This window comes from Streptomyces sp. NPDC045431 (genome assembly GCF_040646655.1).
Lineage (GTDB): Bacteria > Actinomycetota > Actinomycetes > Streptomycetales > Streptomycetaceae > Streptomyces.
The window spans coordinates 436,720-462,824 of the sequence record NZ_JBEZAQ010000004.1 but is presented as its reverse complement, the minus strand read 5'-3'; the positions used below and the strand labels follow the sequence as shown (position 1 = coordinate 462,824).

General features: G+C 72.9%; 22 protein-coding genes. 17 read left to right on the top strand and 5 right to left on the bottom strand.

The genetic code is table 11. The features are described 5' to 3' along the window. Nucleotides 1–4 precede the first annotated feature (4 nt). The 4 genes from AB0A69_RS13185 to nudC all read left to right on the top strand — a co-directional run bounded on the left by AB0A69_RS13185 (nucleotide 5) and on the right by nudC (nucleotide 9,704). Complete coding sequence (locus AB0A69_RS13185; RefSeq protein WP_361419522.1) at nucleotides 5–3,508, top strand: ATP-dependent DNA helicase; 3,504 nt, start codon at nucleotides 5–7, stop codon at nucleotides 3,506–3,508. A gap of 89 nt (nucleotides 3,509–3,597) precedes the next feature. Continuing rightward, nucleotides 3,598–7,257: a UvrD-helicase domain-containing protein gene (locus AB0A69_RS13180; protein WP_361419519.1), complete on the top strand. Its 3,660-nt coding sequence runs from the start codon at nucleotides 3,598–3,600 to the stop codon at nucleotides 7,255–7,257. Nucleotides 7,258–7,267: 10 nt separating this feature from the next. Beyond that, a complete protein-coding gene (locus AB0A69_RS13175; protein ID WP_361419516.1) occupies nucleotides 7,268–8,722 on the top strand; it encodes a dipeptidase in 1,455 nt (484 codons plus the stop codon). Between the two features lie 37 nt (nucleotides 8,723–8,759). After that, nucleotides 8,760–9,704: an NAD(+) diphosphatase gene (gene nudC / locus AB0A69_RS13170; protein ID WP_361419513.1), complete on the top strand. Its 945-nt coding sequence runs from the start codon at nucleotides 8,760–8,762 to the stop codon at nucleotides 9,702–9,704. An 80-nt stretch (nucleotides 9,705–9,784) separates the two neighbouring features. On the opposite strand, the gene AB0A69_RS13165 is transcribed toward nudC, so the two are convergent. Then, nucleotides 9,785–10,027 (bottom strand): mycoredoxin, encoded by a 243-nt coding sequence (locus AB0A69_RS13165; RefSeq protein WP_355362642.1) that lies wholly within the window; start codon nucleotides 10,025–10,027, stop codon nucleotides 9,785–9,787. A 192-nt stretch (nucleotides 10,028–10,219) separates the two neighbouring features. Here AB0A69_RS13165 and AB0A69_RS13160 point away from each other — a divergent pair, with 192 nt between their 5' ends. From AB0A69_RS13160 to AB0A69_RS13140, 5 genes are all read left to right on the top strand, one after another. Next, nucleotides 10,220–12,400 (top strand): ATP-dependent DNA helicase UvrD2, encoded by a 2,181-nt coding sequence (locus tag AB0A69_RS13160; protein WP_361419510.1) that lies wholly within the window; start codon nucleotides 10,220–10,222, stop codon nucleotides 12,398–12,400. Nucleotides 12,401–12,566: 166 nt separating this feature from the next. Next, nucleotides 12,567–12,899, top strand: coding sequence for a hypothetical protein (locus AB0A69_RS13155; RefSeq protein WP_361419507.1), 333 nt, complete (start codon nucleotides 12,567–12,569; stop codon nucleotides 12,897–12,899). 169 nt (nucleotides 12,900–13,068) lie between these two features. Next, nucleotides 13,069–13,437, top strand: a complete 369-nt coding sequence (locus AB0A69_RS13150; protein ID WP_361419504.1) for a WhiB family transcriptional regulator — start codon at nucleotides 13,069–13,071, stop codon at nucleotides 13,435–13,437. After that, nucleotides 13,434–13,763: a hypothetical protein gene (locus AB0A69_RS13145; RefSeq protein WP_361419501.1), complete on the top strand. Its 330-nt coding sequence runs from the start codon at nucleotides 13,434–13,436 to the stop codon at nucleotides 13,761–13,763. The genes AB0A69_RS13150 and AB0A69_RS13145 overlap by 4 nt, the downstream gene beginning before the upstream one ends. A 113-nt stretch (nucleotides 13,764–13,876) precedes the next feature. Next, nucleotides 13,877–14,074 carry a hypothetical protein gene (locus AB0A69_RS13140; RefSeq protein ID WP_361419498.1) on the top strand — a complete coding sequence of 66 codons (198 nt, stop codon included), beginning with the start codon at nucleotides 13,877–13,879 and terminating at the stop codon, nucleotides 14,072–14,074. A 46-nt stretch (nucleotides 14,075–14,120) separates the two neighbouring features. Here AB0A69_RS13140 and AB0A69_RS13135 read toward each other — a convergent pair whose 3' ends face one another. Further along, complete coding sequence (locus AB0A69_RS13135; protein WP_361419495.1) at nucleotides 14,121–15,497, bottom strand: AarF/ABC1/UbiB kinase family protein; 1,377 nt, start codon at nucleotides 15,495–15,497, stop codon at nucleotides 14,121–14,123. 63 nt (nucleotides 15,498–15,560) lie between these two features. Continuing rightward, the gene (locus tag AB0A69_RS13130; RefSeq protein WP_361419492.1) at nucleotides 15,561–16,709 is read right to left on the bottom strand and encodes a TOMM precursor leader peptide-binding protein; all 1,149 of its coding nucleotides are present in this window, start codon (nucleotides 16,707–16,709) and stop codon (nucleotides 15,561–15,563) included. A gap of 202 nt (nucleotides 16,710–16,911) precedes the next feature. Between AB0A69_RS13130 and AB0A69_RS13125 the strand changes: the two genes are divergently transcribed. From AB0A69_RS13125 to AB0A69_RS13110, 4 genes are all read left to right on the top strand, one after another. Continuing rightward, a complete protein-coding gene (locus tag AB0A69_RS13125; RefSeq protein WP_361419489.1) occupies nucleotides 16,912–17,487 on the top strand; it encodes a M48 family metallopeptidase in 576 nt (191 codons plus the stop codon). 108 nt (nucleotides 17,488–17,595) lie between these two features. Then, nucleotides 17,596–19,266 (top strand): TerD family protein, encoded by a 1,671-nt coding sequence (locus AB0A69_RS13120; protein ID WP_361419486.1) that lies wholly within the window; start codon nucleotides 17,596–17,598, stop codon nucleotides 19,264–19,266. A 13-nt stretch (nucleotides 19,267–19,279) separates the two neighbouring features. Further along, nucleotides 19,280–19,960, top strand: a complete 681-nt coding sequence (locus AB0A69_RS13115; protein WP_361419483.1) for an AIM24 family protein — start codon at nucleotides 19,280–19,282, stop codon at nucleotides 19,958–19,960. 19 nt (nucleotides 19,961–19,979) lie between these two features. Beyond that, nucleotides 19,980–20,735 carry an AIM24 family protein gene (locus tag AB0A69_RS13110; protein WP_361419480.1) on the top strand — a complete coding sequence of 252 codons (756 nt, stop codon included), beginning with the start codon at nucleotides 19,980–19,982 and terminating at the stop codon, nucleotides 20,733–20,735. A 50-nt stretch (nucleotides 20,736–20,785) separates the two neighbouring features. Here the strand turns inward: AB0A69_RS13110 and AB0A69_RS13105 are convergent, their stop codons facing one another. Both AB0A69_RS13105 and AB0A69_RS13100 read right to left on the bottom strand, forming a co-directional pair. Beyond that, nucleotides 20,786–21,307: an NUDIX hydrolase gene (locus AB0A69_RS13105; RefSeq protein ID WP_361419477.1), complete on the bottom strand. Its 522-nt coding sequence runs from the start codon at nucleotides 21,305–21,307 to the stop codon at nucleotides 20,786–20,788. Continuing rightward, a complete protein-coding gene (locus AB0A69_RS13100) occupies nucleotides 21,304–22,728 on the bottom strand; it encodes a zinc-dependent metalloprotease (protein WP_361419474.1) in 1,425 nt (474 codons plus the stop codon). Before AB0A69_RS13100 ends, AB0A69_RS13105 begins: the two co-directional genes overlap by 4 nt. 189 nt (nucleotides 22,729–22,917) lie before the next feature. On the opposite strand from AB0A69_RS13100, the gene AB0A69_RS13095 reads away from it, so the two are divergent. From AB0A69_RS13095 to AB0A69_RS13080, 4 genes are all read left to right on the top strand, one after another. Then, nucleotides 22,918–24,030, top strand: a complete 1,113-nt coding sequence (locus AB0A69_RS13095) for an SDR family oxidoreductase (protein ID WP_361419471.1) — start codon at nucleotides 22,918–22,920, stop codon at nucleotides 24,028–24,030. Between the two features lie 101 nt (nucleotides 24,031–24,131). Beyond that, complete coding sequence (locus AB0A69_RS13090) at nucleotides 24,132–24,593, top strand: molybdenum cofactor biosynthesis protein MoaE (protein ID WP_361419468.1); 462 nt, start codon at nucleotides 24,132–24,134, stop codon at nucleotides 24,591–24,593. A 161-nt stretch (nucleotides 24,594–24,754) separates the two neighbouring features. Beyond that, nucleotides 24,755–24,925: a hypothetical protein gene (locus AB0A69_RS13085; RefSeq protein ID WP_361419465.1), complete on the top strand. Its 171-nt coding sequence runs from the start codon at nucleotides 24,755–24,757 to the stop codon at nucleotides 24,923–24,925. Nucleotides 24,926–24,996: 71 nt separating this feature from the next. Continuing rightward, the gene (locus tag AB0A69_RS13080; RefSeq protein WP_361419463.1) at nucleotides 24,997–26,085 is read left to right on the top strand and encodes a PDZ domain-containing protein; all 1,089 of its coding nucleotides are present in this window, start codon (nucleotides 24,997–24,999) and stop codon (nucleotides 26,083–26,085) included. Nucleotides 26,086–26,105 lie beyond the last annotated feature (20 nt).

Below are 26,105 nucleotides of genomic sequence, written 5' to 3'. Positions count from 1 at the left end.
CAACGTGAGCTCCTCCTCCACCACCACCGGGCGTACGCCGTACCGGGAGCGCACTCCCGGCGCGTACCGGCTGGTGCGTACCCCGCCGGCTCCCGTGAACCCCCCTCTCCTGGACGCATCGCAGCGTGCGGTGGTTGACCACGCCCACGGGCCCCTGCTGGTGCTGGCCGGCCCGGGCACCGGCAAGACCACCACCCTGGTGGAGGCGGTCGCCGCCCGCATCGCCCAGGGCGCCGATCCGGAACGGCTCCTGGTGCTCACCTTCAGCCGTAAGGCGGCGGTGGAACTGCGGGACCGGATGGCGGCGCGCATCCCCGGCGCACGCGCCCCCCAGGCCACCACCTTCCACTCCTACTGCTACGCCCTGATCCGCGCGCACCAGGACGCGGAGCTGTTCGCCGAACCGCTGCGGCTGCTCTCCGGCCCCGAGCAGGACCTCGCCGTGCGTGAGCTGCTCGCCGGCCAGCTGGACCTGGAGCGCGAGGGCCTGGCCCGGGTCCACTGGCCCGACGAGCTGCGGGCCTGCCTGACCACGCGCGGTTTCGCCGACGAGGTGCGCGCCGTACTGGCCCGCTCGCGTGAGCTCGGCCTGGGCCCGCGCGCGCTCGGTGCCTTCGCGGCGCGCCAGGGACGGCCCGACTGGTCGGCGGCGGCGCAGTTCCTCGCCGAGTACCTCGACGTGCTCGACATGCAGGGCGTGCTGGACTACGCCGAGCTGGTGCACCGGGCCGTGCTGCTGGCGGATTCCGTGACGCTGCCCGCGTACGACGCGGTTTTCGTCGACGAGTACCAGGACACCGATCCCGCCCAGGTTCGCCTCCTGAAGGCGCTCGCGGGCGGCGGGCGGACCCTGTACGCGTTCGGCGACCCGGACCAGTCGATCTACGCCTTCCGGGGCGCCGACGTCAACGGCATCCTCGACTTCCCGCACACCTTCCGCCGCGCGGACGGCGCCCCCGCGCCGGTCGCCGTCCTGGCCACCTCCCGCCGCTCGGGCGCGGCCCTGCTGGCCGCCACGCGCCTGCTGACCGCGCGCATGCCTCTGCCGCGTCTCCCGGCCGACAAGGTCCGTGCCCACCGCGAGCTCGCGGCGGTGCGCGCGGGCGGCCGCGTGGAGGCGTACACCTTCCCGACCCCCTCCACGGAGCTCGACAACATCGCGGACATCCTGCGCCGCGCCCACCTGGAGGACGGGGTGCCCTGGCAGGAGATGGCGGTCCTCGTCCGCGCGGGCGCCCGTACGATCCCCTCCCTGCGCCGCGCCCTCACCTCCGCCGGCGTGCCCGTGGAGGTCGACGCCCCGGACATCCCCCTGCGCCACGAGCCCGCGGTGGCCCCGCTGCTGACGGCCCTGCGCGCCACGGCGACGGCCGCGCTGCGGCACACGGCGGCGCCGGAAGGCGCAGAACCTGAGGCCGCCGTGCCCGAAGCCACCGAGCCCGAGGCCGTCGCGCCGGACGGCGCCGAGCCCGAGGCTGCCGCGCCGGAAGCCGCCGAGCCCGAGGCCGCCGCGCCGGAAGCCGCCGAGCCCGAGGCCGCCGTGCCCGAAGACGCCGCGCCGGAAGCCGCAGAGCCTGAGGCTGCCGAGCCCGGGGCCCCCGCCGGGGAGGCGGCCGACGGAGCCGGTGCCGAGCCGTGGCTCGACCCCGAGACGGCGCTCACCCTCCTCACCTCGCCCCTCGGCGGCATGGACGCCGCCGACCTCAGGCGCCTGGGACGGGCGCTGCGCGACGAGGAGCGGGCCGGCGGGAACAAGCTGCCGCCGCCCTCCGACACACTCATCGCCCGCGCCCTCGCCGAACCCGAGCGGCTCGTCGCCCACGACCCCGCCTACGCGCGCGGCGCCCAGCGGCTCGGCGGCCTCCTGCGCCGTACCCGCGAGCTGCTCGCGGCCGGAGCCACCGCCGAGGAGGCCCTGTGGCTCCTCTGGGACGGCACCCCCTGGCCGGCCAGGCTCCAGCGGGCGGCGCTCCGCGGCGGCGCGGCGGGCCGCAACGCCGACCGCGACCTCGACGCCGTATGCGCCCTCTTCGAGACCGCCGCCCGCGCCGAGCAGCGCACCGGCGGCCGGGGCGCCCTGAACTTCCTGGAGGAGCTCGACGCCCAGGACATCGCCGCCGACACCCTCACCAAGCGGCCCGTCCGCCCCGACGCCGTCCGGCTGATGACGGCGCACCGCTCCAAGGGCCTCGAATGGAGCCTCGTCGTCGTCGCCGGCGTACAGGAGGGCCTCTGGCCGGACCTGCGTCGCCGCGGCTCCCTCCTCGAAGCCGACCGCATCGGGCGCGACGGACTCGCCGAGCCGCTCACCCCCGGCGCACTCCTCGCCGAGGAGCGCCGGCTCTTCTACGTGGCCGCCACCCGCGCGCGCGACCGCCTCGTCGTGACCGCCGTCAAGGCGCCCGCCGACGACGGCGACCAGCCCTCCCGCTTCCTCACCGAGCTGGGCGTCGAACCGAAGGACATCACCGGCCGCCCCCGCCGCCCCCTCGCCGTGGCCGCGCTCGTCGCCGAGCTGCGCGCCACCACCGTGGACCCCGAGGCGTCCGAGGAGCTGCGCGACGCCGCCGCCCGGCGCCTCGCCCGTCTCGCCGCGCTCACCGACGAGGACGGCCAGCCCCTCGTCCCGGCCGCCCACCCCTACCGCTGGTGGGGCCTGTACGACCCGACGCACTCCGCCGTGCCCCTCCGGGACCGCGACCGGCCCGTCGCCCTCTCCGGGAGCGCCCTGGAGCAGCTCGCCAACACCTGCGCCCTCCAGTGGTTCCTGGGCCGGGAGGTCAAGGCGGACGCCCCGGCCACCGCCGCCCAGGGCTTCGGCAACGTCGTCCACGTCCTCGCCGACGAGGTCGCCTCCGGCCGCACCCCCGCCGACCTCGCCGTCCTCATGGAGCGCCTCGACTCGGTCTGGGACGCGCTCGCCTTCGACGCCCCCTGGAAGTCCGCCCAGGAGAAGGAGCACGCGCGCGTGGCGCTGGAGCGGTTCCTGCGCTGGCACGTCATGGACCGTGGGGGCCGCACTCCCGCGGCCACCGAGCACGACTTCGACGTCACCCTCGAAGCGGGCGGGTACGAGGTGCGCATCCGGGGCTCCATGGACCGCGTCGAGGCCGACGAGCACGGCCGCGCCTACGTCGTCGACTTCAAGACCGGCAAGCAGGCGCCCACCAAGGACGAGGTCGCCCACCACCCCCAGCTCGCCGTCTACCAGCTCGCCGTCCGCGAGGGCGCCGTCGACGAGGTCTTCGACGGCCGCCGCCCCGAACCCGGCGGCGCCGAACTCGTCCACCTGCGCCAGGCCGCCCCCAAGAAGGAGGGCGGGGAGGCGCTGCCCAAGGTGCAGGCCCAGGAGCCGCTCAGCGGCGAGTGGGTCGGCGACCTCCTCGCGACCGCCGCCGGACGCGTCCTGGACGAACGTTTCACCCCGGCCACCGGCAAGCACTGCGACCACTGTGCGTTCCGGGCCTCGTGCAGCGCCCGCCCCGAGGGCCGCCACATCGTCGAGTGATCGCCGAGTGATCGTCGGCCGACCGTCGGCTGATCGTCGGCTGATCGTCGGGTCGGGACTGTCAGTGGGGCCGGTTAGCCTCGATGACCGTGACCACTCGCCTCACCGACCCCGAGCAGCTCAAGGAGCTTCTCGGCATCCCGTTCACCCCGGAGCAGACGGCCTGCATCACCGCGCCGCCCGCCCCGCAGGTCATCGTGGCCGGCGCCGGCTCCGGCAAGACGACGGTGATGGCCGCCCGGGTGGTCTGGCTGGTCGGCACCGGACAGGTCGCGCCCGAACAGGTCCTGGGTCTCACCTTCACCAACAAGGCGGCCGGCGAGCTCGCCGAGCGCGTCCGCAAGGCGCTCGTACGGGCCGGGATCACCGACCCCGACGTCATCTCCCCGTCCCACCCGTCACCCGGTCACCACCCCTCAACGACGGCGCAGAGCGCCGACCCCTACTACCTGCCGGGCGAGCCCCGCATCTCCACGTACCACGCCTTCGCCGGCCAGTTGCTCACCGACCACGGCCTGCGCCTCGGCCTGGAGCCCACCGCCCGCCTCCTCGCCGACGCCACGCGCTACCAGCTGGCCGCCCGCGTGTTGCGCGAGGCACCCGGCCCGTACCCGGCGCTGACCAAGTCGTTCCCGGCGCTCGTCAGCGACCTGCTCGCCCTCGACTCCGAGCTCGCCGAACACCTCGTACGCCCCGCCGACCTCCTCGCGTACGACTCCGACCTCCTCGCCGCCCTCGAGAACGCCCGCCTCACCAACGCCGACCTGCGCAAGGTCCCCGAGGCCGCCGCCGCGCGCCGCGAGCTCGCCGAACTCGTCATCCGCTACCGCGCGGCCAAGCGCGAGCGCGACCTGCTGGACTTCGGCGACCAGATCGCGCTCTCCGCCGAGCTCGCCATGACCCGCCCGGAGGTGGGGCGGATCCTGCGCGACGAGTTCCGTGTCGTCCTCCTCGACGAGTACCAGGACACCTCCGTCGCACAGCGCCTGCTGCTGTCCGGCCTGTTCGGCGGCGGTACGGGCCACCCCGTCACCGCCGTGGGCGACCCCTGCCAGGCCATCTACGGCTGGCGCGGCGCCTCCGTGGCCAACCTCGACGACTTCCCCGAGCACTTCCCGTACGCGGACGGAACCCCAGCCACCCGCTTCGCGCTCAGCGAGAACCGCCGCAGCGGCGGCCGCCTCCTGGACCTCGCCAACGGCCTCGCCGCCCCCCTGCGCGCCATGCACGCGGGCGTGGAGGCCCTGCGCCCCGCGCCCGGCGCCGAGCGCGACGGCACGGTGCGGATCGCGCTGCTGCCCACCCAGGCGGAGGAGATCGCCTGGCTCGCCGACTCCATCGCCCACCTCGTACGGACCGGCAAGGAGCCGGGTGAGATCGCCGTCCTGTGCCGTACGGCGACCGACTTCCCCGAGATCCAGGCCGCGCTCGTCGCACGCGACATCCCCGTCGAGGTCGTGGGCCTCTCCGGGCTGCTGCACCTCCCGGAGGTCGCCGACCTGGTCGCCGTCTGCGAGGTCCTCCAGGACCCGGGTGCCAACGCCTCCCTCGTACGCCTCCTCACCGGCCCGCGCTGGCGGATCGGCCCCCGCGACCTGGCGCTGCTGGGCCGCCGCGCGCGGCTCCTGGTCCACCGGGACCGCGACGGCGCCACGGACCCCGACGAGCGGCTGGCCGCGGCGGTCGAGGGCGTGGACCCGGCCGAGGTCGTCTCCCTCGCCGACGCCCTCGACACCTTCCTGGACGGGGGCGGCGCGGACGACGGCCTGCCCTTCTCCGCCGACGCCCGGGTCCGGTTCGCCCGCCTGGCCGCCGAGCTGCGCGACCTGCGCCGCTCCCTCGCCGACCCGTTGATGGACGTCCTGCACCGGATCCTCGCCACCACCGGCCTGGAGGTCGAGCTCTCCGCCTCTCCGCACGCCCTGGCCGCCCGCCGCCGCGAGACCCTCTCGAACTTCCTCGACATAGCCGCCCGCTTCGCGTCCCTGGACGGTGAGGCGACGCTGCTGGCGTTCCTGGGCTTCCTGCGCACCGCGGCCCAGTACGAGAAGGGCCTCGACAACGCCCTGCCCGGCGGCGAGAACACCGTCAAGGTCCTGACCGCCCACAAGTCCAAGGGCCTGGAGTGGGACGTCGTCGCCGTCCCCGGCCTGGTCACCGGCCAGTTCCCCAGCACCAGGTCACGCGAGTCGTGGACGGCCCAGCCGCAGGTCCTGCCGCACGCGTTGCGCGGTGACGCCCCCACCCTCCCGGCGATCGAGGACTGGGACGCGAAGTCGCTCACGTCCTTCAAGAACGCCATGAAGGATCACCAGCACACCGAGGAGCTCCGCCTCGGCTACGTGACCTTCACCCGCCCCCGCTCCCTCCTGCTGGCCTCCGCGCACTGGTGGGGCCCCACCCAGAAGCGCCCGCGCGGCCCGTCCCCGTTCCTGCACGCCCTGTACGACCACTGCGCGGCGGGCTTCGGCGAGATCGAGGCCTGGGCCGACGAACCCGAGGAGGGCGCCGAGAACCCCTCCCTGGAGGAGTCCGCGGCGGACCGCCCCTGGCCCCTGCCGCTGGACCCGGCGTCCCTCACCCGCCGCCGCACGGCCGCGGAGCGGGTGCTGCGGTACCTGGACACCGAGGGCGATGCGGCGCCGCCGTCGCCGACCGCCGCGGGCCCCGACCCCGACGAGCCGTGGCCCGACGAGCCCGTCGACCCGGACGAACCCGCCGACGTGGACGAACCCGTTGATCCGGACGAGCCCGTCGACCTCGACGAAGCCTGGCCCGACGGCCTCGCGGACTGGGACGACTGGGACGCCGTGGCACCCGGGCCGCCCTCCGCCGGTACCGACCGCGGGGCCGGACCCGGGGCTGACGCCGATACCGGCTCCGGCTCCGGCTCCGGCACCGCCACCGGCACCGGTGCCGGAGCCGTGCCCGCGCCCCGGCGCGCGGGAGCCGCCGACGGCCCCGCCGCGCGCCCCGGGGGCGTACCCCCGGTTCCGGGAAGGGGCGGACGGGTGGGGGAGGGGCTCACCCCCGAGGACGCCCGCACCATCGCCTCCTGGGACCGCGACCTCGACGCCCTCACCGCCGAGCTCCTCCGCGCCCGCGCCACCACGCGCGAGGTGCACCTCCCCGCGTCCCTGTCCGCCTCGCAGCTGCTGCGCCTCGCCGCCGACCCCGACGGCTTCGCGCAGGAGCTCGCCCGGCCCATGCCGCGCCCCCCGCAGCCCGCCGCGCGCCGCGGGACACGGTTCCACGCGTGGGTGGAGTCCCGCTTCGACGCGGTGCCGCTCCCGATGCTCGGGCCCGACGAGCTGCCCGGCGGCGAGGCGTACGCCGACGAGCCCGAGATCGCCGACGAACGGGACCTCGCCGCGCTGAAGGAGGCGTTCGAGCGGACCCCGTACGCCCACCTCACCCCGTACCGCGTGGAGGCGCCCTTCCAGCTCACCCTCGCCGGTCGCGTCGTCCGCGGCCGCATCGACGCCGTGTACCGGGACCGCGACAGCGGCGCGTACGAGATCGTCGACTGGAAGACGAACCGCTCCCACACCGGAGATCCCCTCCAGCTCGCGGTCTACCGCCTCGCCTGGGCCGAGCGGCACGGGCTCGCCCCGGAGGCGGTCGGCGCGGCCTTCGTCTACGTCCGCACGGGCGACGTCGTCCGCCCGGACCACCTGCCGGGACGCGCCGAGATCGAGCGCATCCTGCTCCGTGGGACGCCCGGCGGGCCGACCCCCGATCCCGGATAGGCTCAAGGGCATGAGCGACACCCCGGACAGCGCCGTCCAGTACGTACGTGCGTACATAGAGCAGCACCGCGCAGCCTTCCTCGACGACCTCGCCGAGTGGCTGCGCATCCCGTCCGTGTCGGCGCAGCCCGCGCACGCCCCGGACGTACGGCGCAGTGCCGAGTGGCTCGCCGCGAAGCTGACGGAGACCGGCTTCCCGGTCGCCGAGGTCTGGGAGACCGGGGACGGCGCGGGCGCCCCCGCCGTCTTCGCCGAGTGGCCCTCCGGGGACGCGACGGCACCCACCGTCCTGGTCTACGGCCACCACGACGTCCAGCCCGCGGCCCGCGAGGACGGCTGGAACACGGACCCCTTCGAGCCCGTCATCCTCGGAAACCGCCTCTACGCGCGCGGTGCCGCCGATGACAAGGGACAGGTGTTCTTCCACACCCTGGGCGTCCGCGCGCACCTCGCGCTGACCGGCCGCACCGCCCCCGCCGTCAACCTCAAGCTGCTCATCGAGGGCGAGGAGGAGTCCGGCTCGACGCACTTCCGGGAGCTCGTCGAACGGCACCGTGCCCGCCTCGCCGCCGACGCCGTGATCGTCTCGGACACCGGCATGTGGTCGGAGACCACGCCCACCGTCTGCACCGGCATGCGCGGCGTCGCCGACTGCGAGATCACGCTGTACGGGCCCGACCAGGACCTGCACTCGGGCGCCTTCGGCGGCGCCGTCCCGAACCCGGCCACGGCGGCCGCCCGCCTCGTCGCCGCCCTGCACGACGAGGACGAGCGCGTCACGATCCCCGGCTTCTACGACGACGTCGCGGAGCTCACCGACCGCGAGCGCGAGCTGATCGCGGAGCTTCCCTTCGACGAGGCGTCCTGGCTGACCACGGCGAAGTCGTACGCCACCCTCGGCGAGGCCGGCTACACCACCCTGGAGCGGGTCTGGGCCCGCCCCACCGCCGAGGTCAACGGCATCGGCGGCGGCTACCAGGGCCCCGGCGGCAAGACGATCGTCCCGGCCACAGCCCAGGTGAAGCTGTCGTTCCGGCTGGTCGCGGACCAGGACCCGGACAAGCTCGAAGCGGCCGTACGCGACTGGGTCGCCGCCCGCCTCCCGGCGGGCATCCGCCACGAGATCGTCTTCGGCGCCCCCACCCGTCCGTGCCTGACGCCGCTGGGCCACCCGGCCCTCCAGGCGGTCGCACGGTCGATGAGCACGGCCTTCGACGGCGCCAAGATCCGCTTCACGCGTGAGGGCGGCTCCGGCCCGGCCGCCGACCTCCAGGACGTCCTCGGGGCACCGGTGCTGTTCCTCGGCATCTCCGTACCGTCCGACGGCTGGCACGCGCCGAACGAGAAGGTCGAGCTCGACCTGCTGCTCAAGGGCGTGGAGGCGACCGCCCACCTCTGGAGCGACCTCTCCACGGCACTGCCCGCAGCGCCGTCCGCAGCACAGTCCGCCGCCGCGCTCCGCTGAACAGACACCCATTCACCCGGGGGAGTTGGAACCACCAGTGACCACCATGAGCAACGAAGCCCACCGGCCGATCAGCCTGACGGCCCCGAGCGGCATCGACCGCGCGGCACACCACCGCCTCGACGAGGCGTGGCTGGCCGCGGCGTGGAGCCACCCGACGACCCGGGTGTTCGTGGTCTCCGGCGGCCAGGCCCTGATCGACGACACCCCCGACGGCCGCACCGAACTGGTCATGACGCCGTCCTTCGAGGCCCCGGTCACGGAGACCCACCGGTACTTCCTGGGCACGGACGAGGACGGCGTCAGCTACTTCGCGCTGCAGAAGGACGCGCTGCCGGGCCGCATGGACCAGTCGGCCCGCCCGGCCGGTCTGCGCGAGGCGGGACTGCTGCTGTCGCCGCGCGACGCGGGGCTGATGGTGCACGCGGTGGCGCTGGAGAACTGGCAGCGGATGCACCGGTTCTGCTCCCGTTGCGGCGAGCGCACGGTGATCGCGGCCGCCGGCCACATCCGCCGCTGCCCCGCCTGCGGGGCCGAGCACTACCCGCGCACCGACCCGGCGGTGATCATGCTGGTCACGGACGACCAGGACCGTGCGCTGCTGGGCCGCCAGGTCCACTGGCCGGAGGGCCGCTTCTCCACGCTGGCGGGCTTCGTGGAGCCGGGCGAGTCGATCGAGCAGTCGGTCGCGCGCGAGGTCTACGAGGAGGCCGGCGTGACGATCGGCGAGGTGGAGTACGTCGCCAGCCAGCCGTGGCCCTTCCCCTCCAGCCTGATGCTGGGGTTCATGGCGCGCGCCACCTCCTACGAGATCAACGTGGACGGCGACGAGATCGAGGAGGCCCGCTGGTTCTCCCGTGACGAGCTGCGGGCCGCGTTCGAGTCCGGCGAGGTTCTTCCCCCGTACGGGATCTCGATCGCGGCCCGACTGATCGAGCTCTGGTACGGCAAGCCGCTCCCGAGGCCCGGAAATGCGGCCTGATCGGGCTCGGCCCGACCGGTTTCGGCCCGACCGGTTTCGGCCCGGTTTCGGCTCGACCGGTTGGGCCGGACCGGTTTCGGTCAGGCGCCGATCTTCTGCTTGACCTGGGCCAGCGAGGGGTTCGTCAGCGTCGTGCCGTCCGCGAAGAGCACGGTCGGCACGGTCTGGTTGCCCCCGTTGGCCTTCTCGACGAACGCGGCCGACTCAGGGTCCAGCTCGATGTTGATCTCGGTGTACGCGATGCCCTCGCGGTCCAGCTGGCTCTTCAGCCGCCGGCAGTAACCGCACCACGTCGTGCTGTACATCGTCAGGGTGCCCTGCATCGTCTCTGCGCTCCTCGCGTTCACTGGGGGTGGTGCCGGCCGGTTGCGGCACCAGGAGACAGAACGTACGCCCTCCGCCCGTCATTCCCGGGGTCGCACCGAGCGGCCGAGCGAGAGGATTAATACGACCGGGACCCCCGTCCTGTGGACAACCGGGCGGGACCGCCGTCGCCGACCTGGCAGCATGGCAGGGTGACAGCAGCAACGGACTCCACTCTCTTCCCGCAGGTCCCTCAGACGGCCGACGCGGTGCTCGACGGGCTCGACCCCGAGCAGCGCGAGGTGGCGACGGCCCTGCACGGTCCGGTGTGCGTGCTGGCGGGTGCCGGCACGGGCAAGACGCGCGCGATCACCCACCGGATCGCGTACGGCGTGCGGGCGGGCATACTCGCGCCCGCCAGTGTGCTGGCCGTCACCTTCACCAACCGGGCCGCCGGAGAGATGCGCGGGCGGCTGCGCCAGCTCGGCGCGGGCGGCGTCCAGGCCCGCACCTTCCACTCCGCGGCCCTGCGCCAGCTCCAGTACTTCTGGCCGAAAGTGGTCGGTGGCGACCTGCCCCGCCTGGTGGAGCGCAAGATCCAGTTGGTCGCCGAGGCCGCCGCGCGCTGCCGCATCCGGCTCGACCGCAATGAGCTGCGCGACACCACCAGCGAGATCGAGTGGGCCAAGGTCACCCAGACGGTCCCCGCCGACTATCCGGCCGCGGTCGCCAAGGCCCAGCGCGACGCCCCGCGCGACCCTGCCGAGATTGGCCAGATCTATGCCATGTACGAGCAGCTCAAGCGGGACCGCGGAGTCATCGACTTCGAGGACGTGCTGCTGCTGACCGTCGGCATCCTCCAGGACCGCCACGACATCGCCGAGCAGATCCGCCGCCAGTACCAGCACTTCGTGGTGGACGAGTACCAGGACGTCTCGCCCCTCCAGCAGCGGCTCCTCGACCTGTGGCTGGGCGACCGGGACAACCTGTGCGTCGTCGGCGACGCCAGCCAGACGATCTACTCCTTCACCGGGGCCACCCCCGACCACCTGCTGAACTTCCGCGCCCGCCACCCGAACGCCACCGTGGTGAAGCTCGTCCGCGACTACCGCTCGACGCCGCAGGTCGTCCACCTGGCCAACGGGCTCCTCGCCCAGGCCCGCGGCCGGGCCGCCGAGCACCGCCTGGAGCTGGTCTCCCAGCGGGATCCGGGCCCCGAGCCCGCCTACACGGAGTACGCCGACGAGCCCGCCGAGGCGGAGGGCACCGCCCGCCGCATCCGCGACCTGATCGCCGCCGGGGTCCCGGCCGGCGAGATCGCCGTGCTCTACCGGATCAACGCCCAGTCCGAGGTCTACGAGCAGGCCCTGGCCGACGCCGGCGTGCCGTACCAGCTGCGCGGCGCCGAGCGCTTCTTCGAGCGCGCCGAGGTGCGCGAGGCGGGCGTCGCCCTGCGCGGCGCGGCCCGCGCCGGCGGGAACGACTCGCTGCTCGACGACGCCGATGACCTGCCCTCGCAGGTGCGGGCCGTGCTGTCGACCAAGGGCTGGACCACCGAGCCCCCGGCCGGCTCCGGCGCCGTCCGCGACCGCTGGGAGTCGCTGGCCGCCCTGGTCCGGCTCGCCGAGGACTTCGCCCGCGCCCGCCCGGACGCCACGCTCGGCGACCTGGTGACCGAGCTCGACGAGCGGGCCGCCGCCCAGCACGCCCCCACCGTCCAGGGCGTCACCCTCGCCTCGCTCCACGCGGCGAAGGGCCTGGAGTGGGACGCCGTGTTCCTGGTCGGCCTCACCGAGGGCATGATGCCGATCACCTACGCCAAGACGGACGAGCAGGTCGAGGAGGAGCGCCGCCTGCTGTACGTCGGCGTCACCCGGGCCCGGCTGCACCTGTCGCTGTCCTGGGCGCTGTCGCGCTCGCCCGGCGGCCGCGCCTCCCGCCGCCCCACCCGGTTCCTCGCCGGACTGCGCCCCGGCTCGGCGTCCCCCGGCACCCGTACCGCCGGCGGGGGCGGCGGCGTCGAGCGCGGCAGCGGCGGCTCCCGCCGCAAGCGCCGGGGCCCGGTGCAGTGCCGGGTGTGCGGCAGCACCCTCACCGACGCCGGCGAGATGAAGCTCATGCGCTGCGAGGGCTGCCCCTCCGACATGGACGAGGGCCTCTACGAGCGCCTGCGCGAGTGGCGGTCGGATCAGGCCAGGGAGCTCGGCCAGCCCGCGTACTGCGTCTTCACGGACAAGACCCTGATGGCGATCGCGGAGGCCGTGCCGTCGACCGATGGCGAGCTCGCCGCCATCTCGGGCGTCGGGGCGCGCAAACTGGACCGCTTCGGCGCCGACGTTCTGGCCATTTGTGCAGGTCAGGAGGTCGGTGAGAGCGGAGGGGAAGACTCCTGAAAACTCGTCGGAAAAATAGTTTGCGCCCACAGCAGTGATCCCCATAGGTTCTTAACCACGAGAACAGCGGCTTCTCTGAAGCCCTGTCCTTGTGCTGTACTTATCCGAATACGCGTGGGACCGGCTCCAACCGATCCCCCCAAGACGCCGAGAGGAGGCGATTTCAGTGATCAGCATCAACACCAGCCCCATCAGCACCACCGCCAAACTGGCCGGTCACTCGGTCGTCTCCGCCTGCTCGCTCGGCCTCTCCGGTTCGGCGTTCATTGGCACCGGTATGTCCGGCCTCGTGGCCGAGCGTCCCGCCATGCTTCCGACGGATCTTCCCGTCCGAGAGCGCAATGAGCGACCGACCAAGGCACTGGAAGCAGCAGTAGTGAAGGCACAGGCCCAGGCCTATGCCTTTGCGGCGGCCGGTGCCGAAACCAAGAAGCAGACGCAGCACCACCACACGATGTGGGCCTTCCGTGGGCTCGAACCCTGGAGTGATCCAGCCTGATCCAGCATCAGGCCGGCGCCTTCAGGGCCGCGGAACCCCACCCGGGATCCGCGGCCCTTCTGTTTTCCCTGATGAGGGAGACGGAGCGAAGGGGCCTCGGGACAAGGCAGAACCCGGTACCAGCCCACCGGCCAACAGGCCGGACCGACCAGACGAGGAAGACAGAACCGTGCAACTCGAAGCGCACGCCCCGTCCGTACCGCCTTCACAGACGATCACACCGCCCGGCCTCACGGAGGACCCCGCTTTGACCCCCCTCACCGCGCTCACCGCGCTCGACGACGCCATCGAGAACCTGGGCGTACCCGTTCCCTGCCGTGCTTACGACCCCGAGGTCTTCTTCGCCGAGTCGCCGGCCGACGTCGAGTACGCCAAGTCCCTCTGCCGGACCTGCCCCCTCATGGAGGCCTGCCTGGCGGGCGCCAAGGAGCGGCGCGAACCGTGGGGCGTCTGGGGCGGTGAGCTCTTCGTCCAGGGCGTCGTCGTCGCCCGCAAGCGGCCGCGTGGCCGCCCGCGCAAGAACCCGGTCGTGGCATGAACGCCACTGCCGGAACCATCGACCGCCCTCTGACGCACGATCCCCAGAAGCAGGCCCCCATGTCCTCTTCCGCGAGCGAGCCCAACGGCTCCGCCACCACCCCAGCTGCCACCACCATCGGCGCGAACGTCTCGCGTCAGAACAGGAACCGTGAGATGCAACTCCTCCAAGAAGCCCTGGCCCGTGCCCATATGCACGAGCGCATGCGGGAAGTGAACGCGGAACGCCAGGCCGTGCGCCTGGTCGCCGCCCGCCGTATGCAGCGCCGCGCCGAGCGTGTCTCGCTGCGCGCCCGCCGCGCTCTGGCCATGGCTGTTATGCACTAAGTGCCCCACGGCACTGAGCCAGACAGTGGAACCTCGCGGGGGCCGGTCCGCACGGACCGGCCCCCGCGGTGCGTTGCACGCGGCCCCGGCCCGTGCGGGGTTATCGTCTCGTAGTGAACGAGCGGACTCCTCCCCCCGAGCCGCGGGGCAAGCAGAGCGTGGTGTGCTCCCGCTGCGGCAAGACCGCCGACAAGCTGCCGGTGACCTGGACCTGTTCCGTGGAGAACGGCAGCCGCCGCTACTTCTGTGACGACTGCGCCCGCGCCCACCTCAGAGCCATCGAGAGCAGACTCGACTCCGCCTGGTGGTGACGGGGCCCGCCGGCCGGCGCGGCCCGGCGCCGCCCCGCCGGCCGTTTCAGGCCTGCACCTCCACCACGGCCGCGTCGTCCTCGCCGTCGTCCTCCGGCAGGAAGCCCGGCAGCCACGACTCCAGCTCGTCCCGCAGCCGCACCGTCGCGTTCAGCTGGCACAGCACCCCGATCGTGCTCAAGGTCACCCGGTGGATCAGGAGGTAGGACGGCGGCAGGTTGAGCTGCTTACCCAACTGGTAGGCGGGAGACCGGACATCGGCGATCCGTGCCGCCTGGGCACGTATCCAGCCGCGTGTGAAGGTGAACGCGTCCACCTCCGCCGGCTCGATGATCGGCAGCAGATACTCCAGCACCGCGTCCGGCTCGAGCTCGATCGTCTCCTTGACGAACCCCTCGGCGCACAGGAGTTCGTAGACCGTCTCCGCCTCTCCCTCGAGGGTCATCCGCAGGCAGGTTCCGATGGTGTCCGGCAGACCGCCCGGCAGCCGGTCCACCGTTCCGAAGTCCAGCACCCCCAGCCGCCACTCGCCCTCGCCGCCGTCCGCCGCGGGCAGCAGCCGGAAGTTCCCCGGGTGCGGATCGGCGTGCAGCAGACCCGTGCGGGCGGGCCCCGAGAACAGGAACCGCGCCAGCAATTGCCCCGCCCGGTCCCGCTGCTCCGGCGTACCGTCCGTGATGATCTCCGCCAGCGGTATGCCCTCGATCCACTCGGTCACCAGCACCTGCTCGCACTGGTGCACCACATCCGGCACCACCACATCGGGATCGTCCGCGAACTCCGCCGCGTGCTGCCGCTGCGCCTCCGCCTCCAGGCTGTAGTCCAGCTCCTCCGCGACCCTGTCGCGCAACTCGGTGATCAGCGGCTTGATGTCCATGCCCGGAACCAACGGCCCCAGCAGCCGGGCGAAGCGACTCAGCTGCGCCAGGTCGGACAGCAGCGCGTCGCCCGCCCCCGGGTACTGCACCTTCACCGCCACTTGACGGCCGTCGTGCCACACGGCCCGGTGCACCTGACCGATCGACGCGGCCGCCGACGGCTTGTCCTCGAACTCCAGGAACAACTCGCGCCATTCCGCGCCCAACCGCTCCTCCAGCACCGAGTGGACCGTACGGCTCGGCATCGGCGGAGCCGCCTCCTGGAGCTTGGTGAGCGCCGCACGGTAGGGGCCGGCGACCTCCTCGGGAAGCGCGGACTCGAAGACGGACAGCGCCTGCCCGAGCTTCATCGCGCCGCCCTTCAGCTCGCCCAGCACGCGGAACAGCTGGTCCGCCGTCCGCTGCTGCAGCTCCCGGGCCACTATCTCCGCCGACTTGCCGCCGATCCGCTTGCCCAGCCCCCATGTGGCCCGACCGGCGAAGCTCAGCGGCAACGCGGCCAACTTGGCGGTACGGGTGACCGCCTTCCGGGGAAGATCAGACATGTTGCCCCTCCACATCCCAGGCTGCCGTGCCGCGTTGCCTCCGGCATGACTGCGTTGACGCCGTTACCCCGCCATTGTGTCCTGCTCGGCCCCGGCCTCCGAGGTGCGCTCCCCCTCGCCGCGGCCCGCCGCACCACAGGCGCAGTCGGGGTGCGGGGCGATCCGCTGCGCCCGCCAGTCCAGCAGCGGCAGCGACGTCTCCCAGCGGGTCCCCGTGCTCGTCGGCAGCTCCCCGTCCAGGAACGCCAGCGCGTGCGCCGCCGCCAGCCCCGCGGCCGCCGTCGCCAGGCCCAGGTCGCAGGCCGGCACCCGGCTCCGCCGGCCCGAGCGCCACTGCGCCAGCATCCGCGGCCACGCAGGGTCGCGGTCCACCCGCTCCAGATCCAGGCACCGTGCGCATGCCGTGCCACCTGGGAGCACCAGCGGCCCCACCACACCCGTGGCCTCGATGACCCCCGCGTACAGATGGGGTGTGCCCGTGGCCACCCAGTCGTCCGCCGTCAACGGGTCCGGGGCGTACGCCGACAGCCCGTCCCGCGGAGCCACCACGACCAGCGACAGACCCGGCTCCGAGCCCGCCGGCCGCCCCGCCCGCGGTACGGTCCGCGGCGCGCGGCCGGCCGGTGCCGCCCGGCTCACCAGCCGCCGGGCCGCCGCGTCCCGCCGCTCGCCCACCGCCTGGGCCGGCAGCCCGCCGGGTGCGACGTCCCACGGCTCCACGCGATCGCCGTCCAGCACCTCCACCCGGCCGACCCCGGACGCCGACAGCAGCGCCGCGATGCTCGCGCCCACCCGCCCCGCGCCCCGCACCTGCACCCGCATCGATCGCCGGGCCGCCAACCGCCGTATCGCGCCGCCCGGCTCGCGGTGGACGACGGAGAGCGACGCGAGATCGGCGCGCAGCCGGTCGAGCGCTCCGTCCTCCTTGCGCAGCGCGTCCGCCGCCGGATCGCCCGCCGCCGCGTCGTCCAGCAGTCCCGCCTCCGCCAGCCGGGCCACCAGCGCCTCCATCCGGCCCTCCGGCAGCCCCAGCGCCCGGGCCTCCTCACGCAGGAGCCCCAGCCCCCGCGTCCCGTCGAAGAGGCCGAGCAGACTGCCCGTCGTCGTATCCACCGGACCCAGCACCACCGCGTGTGCCGGTGTCGTCCCGAACTGCACGTACTGCAGATTCCGCCATGCCCGCCGCAGTGCGGGCTTCACCATCGGATGCATATCCGCCCCCGTGATCCCTGCCTGAATCCCCGTTGATCCGTTGCGGCCAGAATGCCCGTCGCGGCCGATACCGGTGGAAAGTTGTCCACAGGGCCGAGGTATTAGTCGTTTAGTCGTTCAAATGGTGCGGGCTATGGATGGATCATGCGGGAACCCGGCCGGAGGGAGGACTTCCCCCGTTGACAGCGGGTAACGTCGGGGCGTGCCCGCCGACCCGCAGCCCAGCCTGACCAGCGACCCGTCACGCCCCCCGGGGGCCGGCGCGGTCGAGGTCCGAAGGAGCTCCCGGCGCCGCCGGACGGTATCCGCCTACCGCGAGGGCGACCGGACGATCGTGCTCATCCCCGCCCGCATGTCGGAGGCGGAGGAGCGCCGCTGGGTGACCGTGATGCTCGACAAACTCGCGGCCCAGGAGAGCAAGCGCACCCCGGGCGACGGTGAACTGGCCGAGCGCGCCGCGCGCTTGTCCGGCCAGTACTTCGAGGGCAGGGCCAGGCCGACGTCCGTGCGGTGGGTCACCAATCAGAACACCCGCTGGGGCTCCTGCACACCCGGGGAGGGCAGCATCCGCCTCTCGCACCGGTTGCAGGGCATGCCGGAGTACGTCATCGACTACGTACTCGTCCACGAACTGGCCCACCTGCTGGTGCCGGGCCACGGGCCGCGGTTCTGGCGGCTGCTGGAGGCGTACCCCCGCACCGAGCGGGCCCGCGGCTACCTCGAAGGCGTCGTCGCGGCGGCCCGCCTGCCGCATCCACCGCCCGGTCGCGGAGAGTGATATTCACCGATCCTGTACCGAACGTGTACCGGCTTGGCTCGATGTCGTAGGGAGCCGTTAGCCTGGCGCGACGGATTCATGTTTCGGGATGGGGGACGGTCGTTACGCATGGCCAGGGAATTCCAACGCGGCCACAAGGCCAAGATCAGTGATCTGACGCCCGGGACCGATCTGTACGTGGGTGTGCAGATCGCGGCGCCCGGTCTCACCTTCGACATCAGCTGTTTCGGTCTCGACGCCGACGAACGGCTGTCCGACGACCGGTATTTCATCTTCTTCAACCAGCCGAAGTCGCCCGAGGAGTCCATCCAGCTGCTGGGCCCGCAGGCCGGCGACACCGAGTCCTTCCGTGTCACGCTCGACCGCGTCCCGGCGCACATCCACAAGCTGTCCTTCACCGCGACGATCGACGGCGCCGGACAGATGTCGCAGGTCGGGCCCGGACACATCCGCATCGTCGCGGGCGGCGAGGAAGTGGCCCGGTACGCCTTCACGGGCGCCGAGTTCAGCACCGAGCGCGCGGTCATGCTGGGCGACTTCTACCTCAAGGACGTCTGGCGGTTCGCCGCCGTCGGCCAGGGCTTCGACGGCGGCCTGGAGGCGCTGCTCAAGAACTTCGGCGGCGAGGTCGCCGAGGAGGAGCCCGCCGCCCCGCAGGCCCCGCAGAGCGCGGCGCCGGGCTTCGCCCCGCCCGCGTTCGCCCCACCTGCCGCTCCCGCGCCCTCCGCACCACCTGCGCAGCCGCAGGCTCAGCCGCCGCAGCCGGCACCGTCGTTCGGAGCCCCGGTCGCGCCGGTCGCCCCGGTCGCCCCTGCCCCGGTGCCCACGCCCGCCCCGGAACCCCCGGCGCCCGCGCCGCAGCCCATGCACGCCGCCCCGACCATGGCCGCACCGATGGCCCCGCCGACCGCGCCGACGCCGCCGCCCGGGCAGTCGCCGTACGGACAGCCGCCGCAGCAGCCGCACTTCGGCCCGGGCCAGGGCCAGGTCCCCGGCCAGACCCCCCCGTACGGTCAGCCGGCCCCGGCCCCGTACGGCCAGCAGCAGTACGGACAGCCCGCCTACGGTCAGCCGCAGTACGGCCAGCAGCCGCCCGCCGGCATGGCGCCGAGCGGCGGCGCCGGACTGGAGGCGGCGCTCCAGAAGTACCGCGAAACCGCCACCGGTCAGCGCTGGACCCCGCAGAACCAGCAGCTCATGCGGGTCGACCTCGCCATGGGCGGCATGCCCGTCCTCGCCCGCCAGGGCAGCATGGTCATGTACCAGGGCAAGGTCGAATTCGGCTACAAGGGCGCCGGTTTCTCCGGCCGCATCGTCGGCAACGCCACCGGCCAGGAGATGCAGCTGATGCGCTGCACCGGCCGCGGCCAGGTCTTCCTCGCCGAGAACGGCGCCCACCTGCACCCCATCGAGCTCCAGGGCGACGGCATCTGCGTCTCCGCCGAGAACGTCCTCGCGTTCGACGAGTCGCTGCAGTACGAGGTCCGCCGCATCGAGGGCCACGGCATTCCGGGCGGCGCGCTGTTCACCATGCAGTTCACCGGCACCGGCACGGTCGTCGTCAAGACGCACGGCGTCCCCGTCGTCCTTCCCGTCACACCGACCACCTTCGCCGACTGCAACGCCGTCGTCGCCTGGTCGTCCGCGTCCCAGGTGATCCTCTCCAGCCAGGTCCGGCTGCGCCGCAACGCCTACCCCGGCCACAGCGGGGAGACCGTCAACCTGCAGTTCCGGGGCGCCCCCGGCAACTTCATCATCGTCCAGCCGTACGAGGTCTGAGGGAGCCCGAAGAATGAACCAGCAACTCGCGGGCTACGCCCCCACCCCCGTCGCGGCCCGGATGGAGAACCACGGCCGCCACATGCTCAAGGTCGCCATGGCCTCCGGCCAGGACCTGTACGCGCGCACCGGCTCGATGGTGTCCTACGAGGGCTTCGTCCAGTACGAGCCGAACCCGCCCGCCGTCCGCCAGATCGCCTCCCAGTGGATCACCGGCGAAGGCGCACCGATCATGAAGTGCTCCGGCGACGGCCTGCTGTACCTCGCCGACTACGGCGCCGACGTCGTCGTCATCAATCTCAACAACGACGCGATCTCCGTCAACGGCACCAACGTGCTGGCCTTCGACGCGCACCTCCAGTGGGGCGCCGAGAGGGTCAAGGGCCTGGCCAAGTTCGCCGGACAGGGCCTGTGGAACGTACAGATCGCCGGTACGGGCTGGGTCGCCCTCACCTCGCGCGGCACCCCGATCGTGGTCGACTGCGGCCGCGGCGAGGACGAGACGTACGTCGACCCCGACGCGCTCGTCGCCTGGTCGCCGACGCTCAAGGTGAAGGGCAAGCGCAGCTTCAAGGCCTCCTCCCTGATCGGGCGGGGCAGCGGGGAGGCGTACCAGATGGCCTTCTCCGGCCAGGGCATCGTCGTCGTACAGCCGAGCGAGGACAGCACCGACCGCCTGCGGATCCGGGGCTGAGGGGGAGCGAGAACACACCATGCAGAGCCCGCTTTTCAGCTACACGGAACAGCAGACCCAGGACCGGTACGCCGTCCAGAACCCGCAGCTCCTGCGGGTGGCGCTCACCGGCCACGACGACGTTCTCGCCCGCAAGGGGGCCATGGTCGCCTACCAGGGACTGATCGACTTCGACGGCGAGTACCAGAACCAGACGCAGCGCCGTGCCCGTGCCAACACCGGTGAGGGCCTGGACCTGATGCGCTGCTCCGGCCAGGGCACCGTCTACTTCGCCAACCTCGCGCAGTACATCCACGTCGTGGAGGTCGACCAGGAGGGCATGACCGTGGACAGCGCCTATGTGCTGGCGCTCGACTCCACCCTGCACACCGAGGCCATCGCCGTGGACAGCCAGTACGGCATCTCCGGCTCCGGCAAGTACCAGCTGAACATCTCCGGCCGCGGCCAGGTCGCCCTGATGACCTCCGGACAGCCGCTGATGATGCACGTCACGCCGGAGAAGTACGTCAGCGTCGACTCCGACGCGATCGTCGCCTGGTCGTCGTCGCTGCGCGTCCAGATGCAGGCCCAGACCCACTCCTCCAGCGTGCGCCGCCGCCGCGGCTCCACGGGGGAGGGCTGGGAGCTGAGCTTCCTGGGGCAGGGCTTCGTGCTCGTCCAGCCCAGCGAGGTCATGCCGCCCCAGGCGGCCCAGATCGGGCAGGGCGTCGGCGCGCAGTTCGGTGTGGGCCAGCACGGCGCACACGCCCAGAACCAGAACAACGCCTGGAACTGAGCGCCGTGGGCGGGTGAGGGGCGGCGGCCAGGGCCGGCCGCCCCTTACCGCTACGGAACCGCCCGGGCCGCCTCCACCAGCCGTACGACCGAGTCGTCGGCCACCGCCGCCACCTCGTCGTACGCGAACCAGCGCAGGTCCAGCGACTCCTCGCTGATCGCCTCCACCGCGTCCGGCGGCGCGACCGCCACGTACTGCAGGTCCAGGTGCCAGTGGCAGGGCGCCGGGATCGGGTGCCGGTCCAGCCGCACCGGGCCGCCCGGACGCAGAGCGAGCCCCGGAATCCCCGACTCCTCCGTCGCCTCCCGGAGCGCCGCCGCGGCCACGGTCTCGTCGCCGGGCTCGCAGTGCCCGCCCATCTGCAGCCACATCCCGAGCTTCTTGTGCAGGGTCAGCAGCACCCGGCCGCGCGCCGGATCGACCACCAGCGCGCTCGCCGTCAGATGCCCGGCCTCGCACGCCTTCCACATGCCGTCCGGGTGCGCCGCCAGGTGATCGAGATAGAGCTGCCGCAGCTCGGGCTGGTCCTCGTACGCCTTCAGTACGAGGACGGCGTCGTCGTGCAGGCTCACTTGTCGGTGTCGTCCTCGTCGTCGCGCTGAGGCCCCTCGGGCCGGTCCTGGTTGCCCGCGGCCTCGCCGAGCATCTTGTCGAGCTCCGAGAAGTCCAGGTGCTCGCGGTGGACGAAGCCGTCCGGGTCGTCCAGGTCGGACGCCGTCGGCAGCATGTCCGGGTGCTGCCACAGGTCGTCGCGGCCGTCCACGCCGCGCGCGTCCGTCAGCGACGCCCACAGCCGGGACGCGTCCCGCAGGCGGCGCGGACGCAGCTCCAGGCCGATCAGGGTGGCGAAGGTCTGCTCGGCCGGCCCGCCCGAGGCCCGGCGCCGGCGCAGTGTCTCGCGCAGCGCGGCCGCCGACGTCAGCCGGGACTTCGCGGCCTCGTGCACCACGGCGTCCACCCAGCCCTCGACCAGCGCCAGCGCCGTCTCCAGGCGGGCCAGCGCGGCCTTCTGCTCGGCCGTGTCCTCCGGCTGGAACATGCCCTGCTGGAGCGCTTCCTGCAGCTGCTCCGGATTGGACGGGTCCAGACCGCTGACCGCGTCCTCCAGCTTGGTCGTGTCGACCTTGATCCCGCGTGCGTACCCCTCGACCGCGCCGAACAGGTGCGAGCGCAGCCACGGCACGTGGGCGAAGAGCCGCTGGTGGGCGGCCTCCCGCAGCGCCAGGTAGAGCCGCACCTCGTCCTTCGGGACGCCGAGGTCCTTGCCGAAGGCCTCCATGTTCAGCGGGAGCAGCGCGGCCTTGCCGGCCGGGCCCAGGGGCAGGCCGATGTCCGTCGAGCCGACCACCTCGCCCGCCAGCACGCCCACGGCCTGACCGATCTGCTGGCCGAACATGGCGCCGCCCATGGAGCGCATCATGCCGAGCAGCGGCCCGGCCATGGCCTGCATCTCCTCGGGGAGGACGTCGCCCATGGCGGCACCCACGCGCTCGGCGACCGGGTCCACCAGCTGCTGCCAGGCGGGGAGCGTCGCCTCGACCCACTCCGCGCGGCTCCACGCCACGGCCGAGTGGGCACCGGACGGGAGGGACGTCACACCGTCCAGCCACAGGTCCGCCAGACGCACGGCCTCCTCGACCGCGGCGCGCTCGGCCGGACCCACGCTGGAGTCCTTGGTGCCGTCCGAGGTGCCCTGGGCGACCGTCTGGCGCGCGATCTGCTTGGCCATGTCCCAGTTGACGGGACCGCCCTCGTAGCTCAGCATCTGGCCGAGCTGCTGGAAGGCCGCCCCCAGATCGTTGGGGTTCAGCGAGCCGAACATCGCGGCGAACGGGTTGTCCGCGCCGCCCATGCCACCTGGCAGACCGCCGAACCCGAAGGGGTTGCCGGGGGCACCGGCACCCTTGTCACCTTCGGAGGGCTTCTTCTTGCCCTCGTCGCCGTCCTCCGGCTCCTCCGGCGGAAGGCCGAATCCGAATGGGGTGTCACTCACGGGTTTCCTCGGCTCGTAGGGCCGCCGGCTTCTGCCGACGGCGGCTGCCCGACAACACCACCAGCGTAGACATCCGAGCCGGACATGGGCTCGGTGCTTCACTGAGTCCTGGCCTGCGGCAGGATGGACGCCACCTGGTACGTACGCGTCATTCACGTACGTACTGAAGACAACCGCTGGAGACGCCCGGTGAGTTCCCCAGATCCGCAGGTTCGCGCAGCGCGAAACCTCTCAACCCAGTCCGCCGCCCGCCGGCCCGTCGTCGCGGTCACCGGTGCCGCCTCCGGCGTCGGTGACCTGCTGACCCGGCGCCTCGTCGAGTCCGAGCAGATCAAGCAGGTCATCGCCATCGACGAGCGCAGAGGCGAGGTCTCCGAAGCGCACTGGCACATCCTGGACGTCCGGGACCCGGCCATCGCCGAGAAGCTGCGCGGCGCGGACGTGGTGGTGCACCTCGCCCTCGACCTCGACCTGGAGACCGACGCGGCCGCCCGCACGGCGTACAACGTCCGCGGCACCCAGACCGTGCTGACCGCCGCCGCGGCGGCGGGCGTGCACCGGGTGGTGCTGTGCACGTCGGCCATGGTCTACGGGGCACTGCCCGACAACGACGTCCCGCTCTCCGAGGACGCCGAGCTGCGGGCCACCGCCGAGGCCACCGGGGTGGGAGACCTCCTGGAGATCGAGCGCCTCGCACGCCGGGCGCCCCGCGCGCACCCCGGCCTGAACGTCACGGTCGTGCGCCCCACCGTCCTGGTCGGCGGCGGTACGGACACGGCGCTGACCCGCTACTTCGAGTCGCCGCGCCTGCTCGTGGTGGCCGGGTCCCACCCGACCTGGCAGTTCTGCCACGTCGAGGACCTGGTCAGCGCGCTGGAGTACGCGGCGCTGGAGAAGGTCGAGGGGGAGTTCGCCGTCGGCTGCGACGGCTGGCTGGAGCAGGAGGAGGTCGAGGAGCTCAGCGGCATCCGCCGCATGGAGCTGCCGTCCGCGGTGGCCCTGGGCGCGGCGGCCCGCCTGCACCGGATCGGCCTCACGCCGTCGCCCGCCGGTGACCTGGCGTACACGATGCATCCCTGGGTGGTGAGCGTCGGACGGCTGCACGACGCCGGCTGGCGCCCGCGCTGGACCAACGAGGAGGTCCTCGCCGCGCTCCTGGAGGAGGTCCAGGGCCGCCACACGGTCGCCGGACGCCGCCTCGGCCGCAAGGACGCGACCGCGGCGGGCGCGGCGGGCGCGACGGTGGCGCTGCTCGGCACGGCGGCACTGGTACGGCGGGCCCGCAGGCGCCGCGGCCTGTAGCGCCGACCGGCCGGAGCTGTAGAAGGCTCCAACGCGCGCGTGGACGGGCCGGGCGAAAGCGCTATTCCGCGATGTCAGTGCCGTGCGGCACGATGGGCGGTATGGCACCCACGTACGACCACCCCGGCGAGCACGCGGCGGCGGACCCGATCCGGCTGCTGGAGATCCGCGACACCCCGCTGTCCCTGGACGAGGTCTTCCAGGCCGTCGGTGACGACGCGGCCGGCGGCACCGCGCTCTTCGTGGGCACCGTGCGCAACCACGACGGCGGCGCCGACGTCGACGCCCTCGGGTACTCCAGCCACCCGAGCGCCGAGGCCGAGCTGCGCCGGGTCGCCGAGAAGGTCGTCGCGGAGTTCCCGGTCCGTGCGCTGGCCGCCGTGCACCGGGTGGGCGATCTGGCCGTCGGGGATCTGGCGGTGGTCGTGGGCGTGTCGTGCCCGCACCGCGCGGAGGCCTTCGCGGCCTGTCGCAAGCTGATCGACGACCTCAAGCACGAGGTGCCGATCTGGAAGCACCAGCGCTTCTCGGACGGCACCGAGGAGTGGGTGGGGGCCTGCTGAGCGGACCCGTCGGCGGGTGGTCGCATCCGTCGGGTGGGACGATCGTCCGATTTGCGTAACCGCACCCCGGGCACGAGCGTTGAAATGGCGGATGGTTAATCTGCTGATCAGCCAGTGGCGAGTGAGCCGGTGGCGTTCGTTCATGGGGACGGGAGGTCGCGATGGCGGTTCTGGCGTGGTTGCTGATTCCGCTGTTCGCCGCCATCGGTGCCGCGATATGGGGGAGCTGGGCCTCGCGCACCCGTACCACGGAGGACGTGGCCGAGCTCGCCGGGTACGCCCGCTTCCGTGACGCGATGGAGAAGTCCCACTCCCGCGGCGGCCCCGTCTGAGGGCCCGGGAGTCACCCCGTACGGACCGGCCCCAGGGGTGCACTGACAGACGCGTCCCGTACTGTCGTTCCATGCCACGCCGCACTGCGACGATGCTCGCTTCAACCCTCATCCTCATCGCGCTGCTCTGCGCGGGCGTGTTCATCAAGGTGCCGTACTCCGAGATGAGCCCGGGGCCGACGGTCAACACGCTCGGTGAGTCCGGCGGCGAGCCGGTGCTGCAGATCTCCGGCCACAAGACGTACCCGGCCTCCGGGCACCTCAATATGACGACGGTCAGGGTCACCGGTGCGGACTACAGGATGAACCTGGTCGAGGCCGTGTACGGATGGCTCGCCCACGACAGTGTCGTGGTGCCGCACGAGACCCTCTACCCGAACGGCAAGACCGAGGAGCAGTCCTCCCAGGAGAACGCCGAGGAGTTCAGCCAGTCCCAGGAGAGCGCCAAGGTGGCCGCGCTCGGGCAGCTGGGGATCCCGGTGGCGTCGCGTGTCGTGGTCTCCTCCGTCCAGAAGGACAGCCCCGCCGAGAGCACGCTCCACGCCGGCGACGTGATCAAGGCGGTGGACGGCACGGCCGTCAAGGAGCCGCAGGACGTCGCGAAGCTGGTCACCAAGCACCAGCCCGGCGAGAAGGTCGTCTTCACCATCGTCCCTGCGAAGGCGGCGGCCGCGGCGGAGAAGGCGGGCCAGGAGCCCACCACCACCGAGCAGCTCGCGATCACCACGAAGAAGTCGCCCGAGGGCGACCGGGCGATCGTCGGCATCCAGGCCGGTGTCGATCACGCGTTCCCGTTCCCCATCGACATCTCGCTCGCCGACGTGGGTGGCCCCAGCGCGGGCCTGATGTTCTCGCTGGGCATCTACGACAAGCTGACGCCCGGCGACCTGACGGGCGGCACGTTCGTCGCCGGTACGGGCACCATCGACGAGAAGGGCAAGGTCGGCCCGATCGGCGGCATCGACATGAAGCTGGTCGGCGCGCGGAACGCGGGCGCCCGCTACTTCCTGACGCCCGCCGACAACTGCGCCGCCGCGGCCTCGGACACGCCCGACGGCCTCACCCTGATCAAGGTGGAGACGATCGACGGCGCGGTGAAGGCCCTGGAAAAGGTCCGCAAGGGCGACACCGCGGGCCTCCCGAGCTGCTCGGCGTCGTAAGCGTCGAAAGCACCGTACGT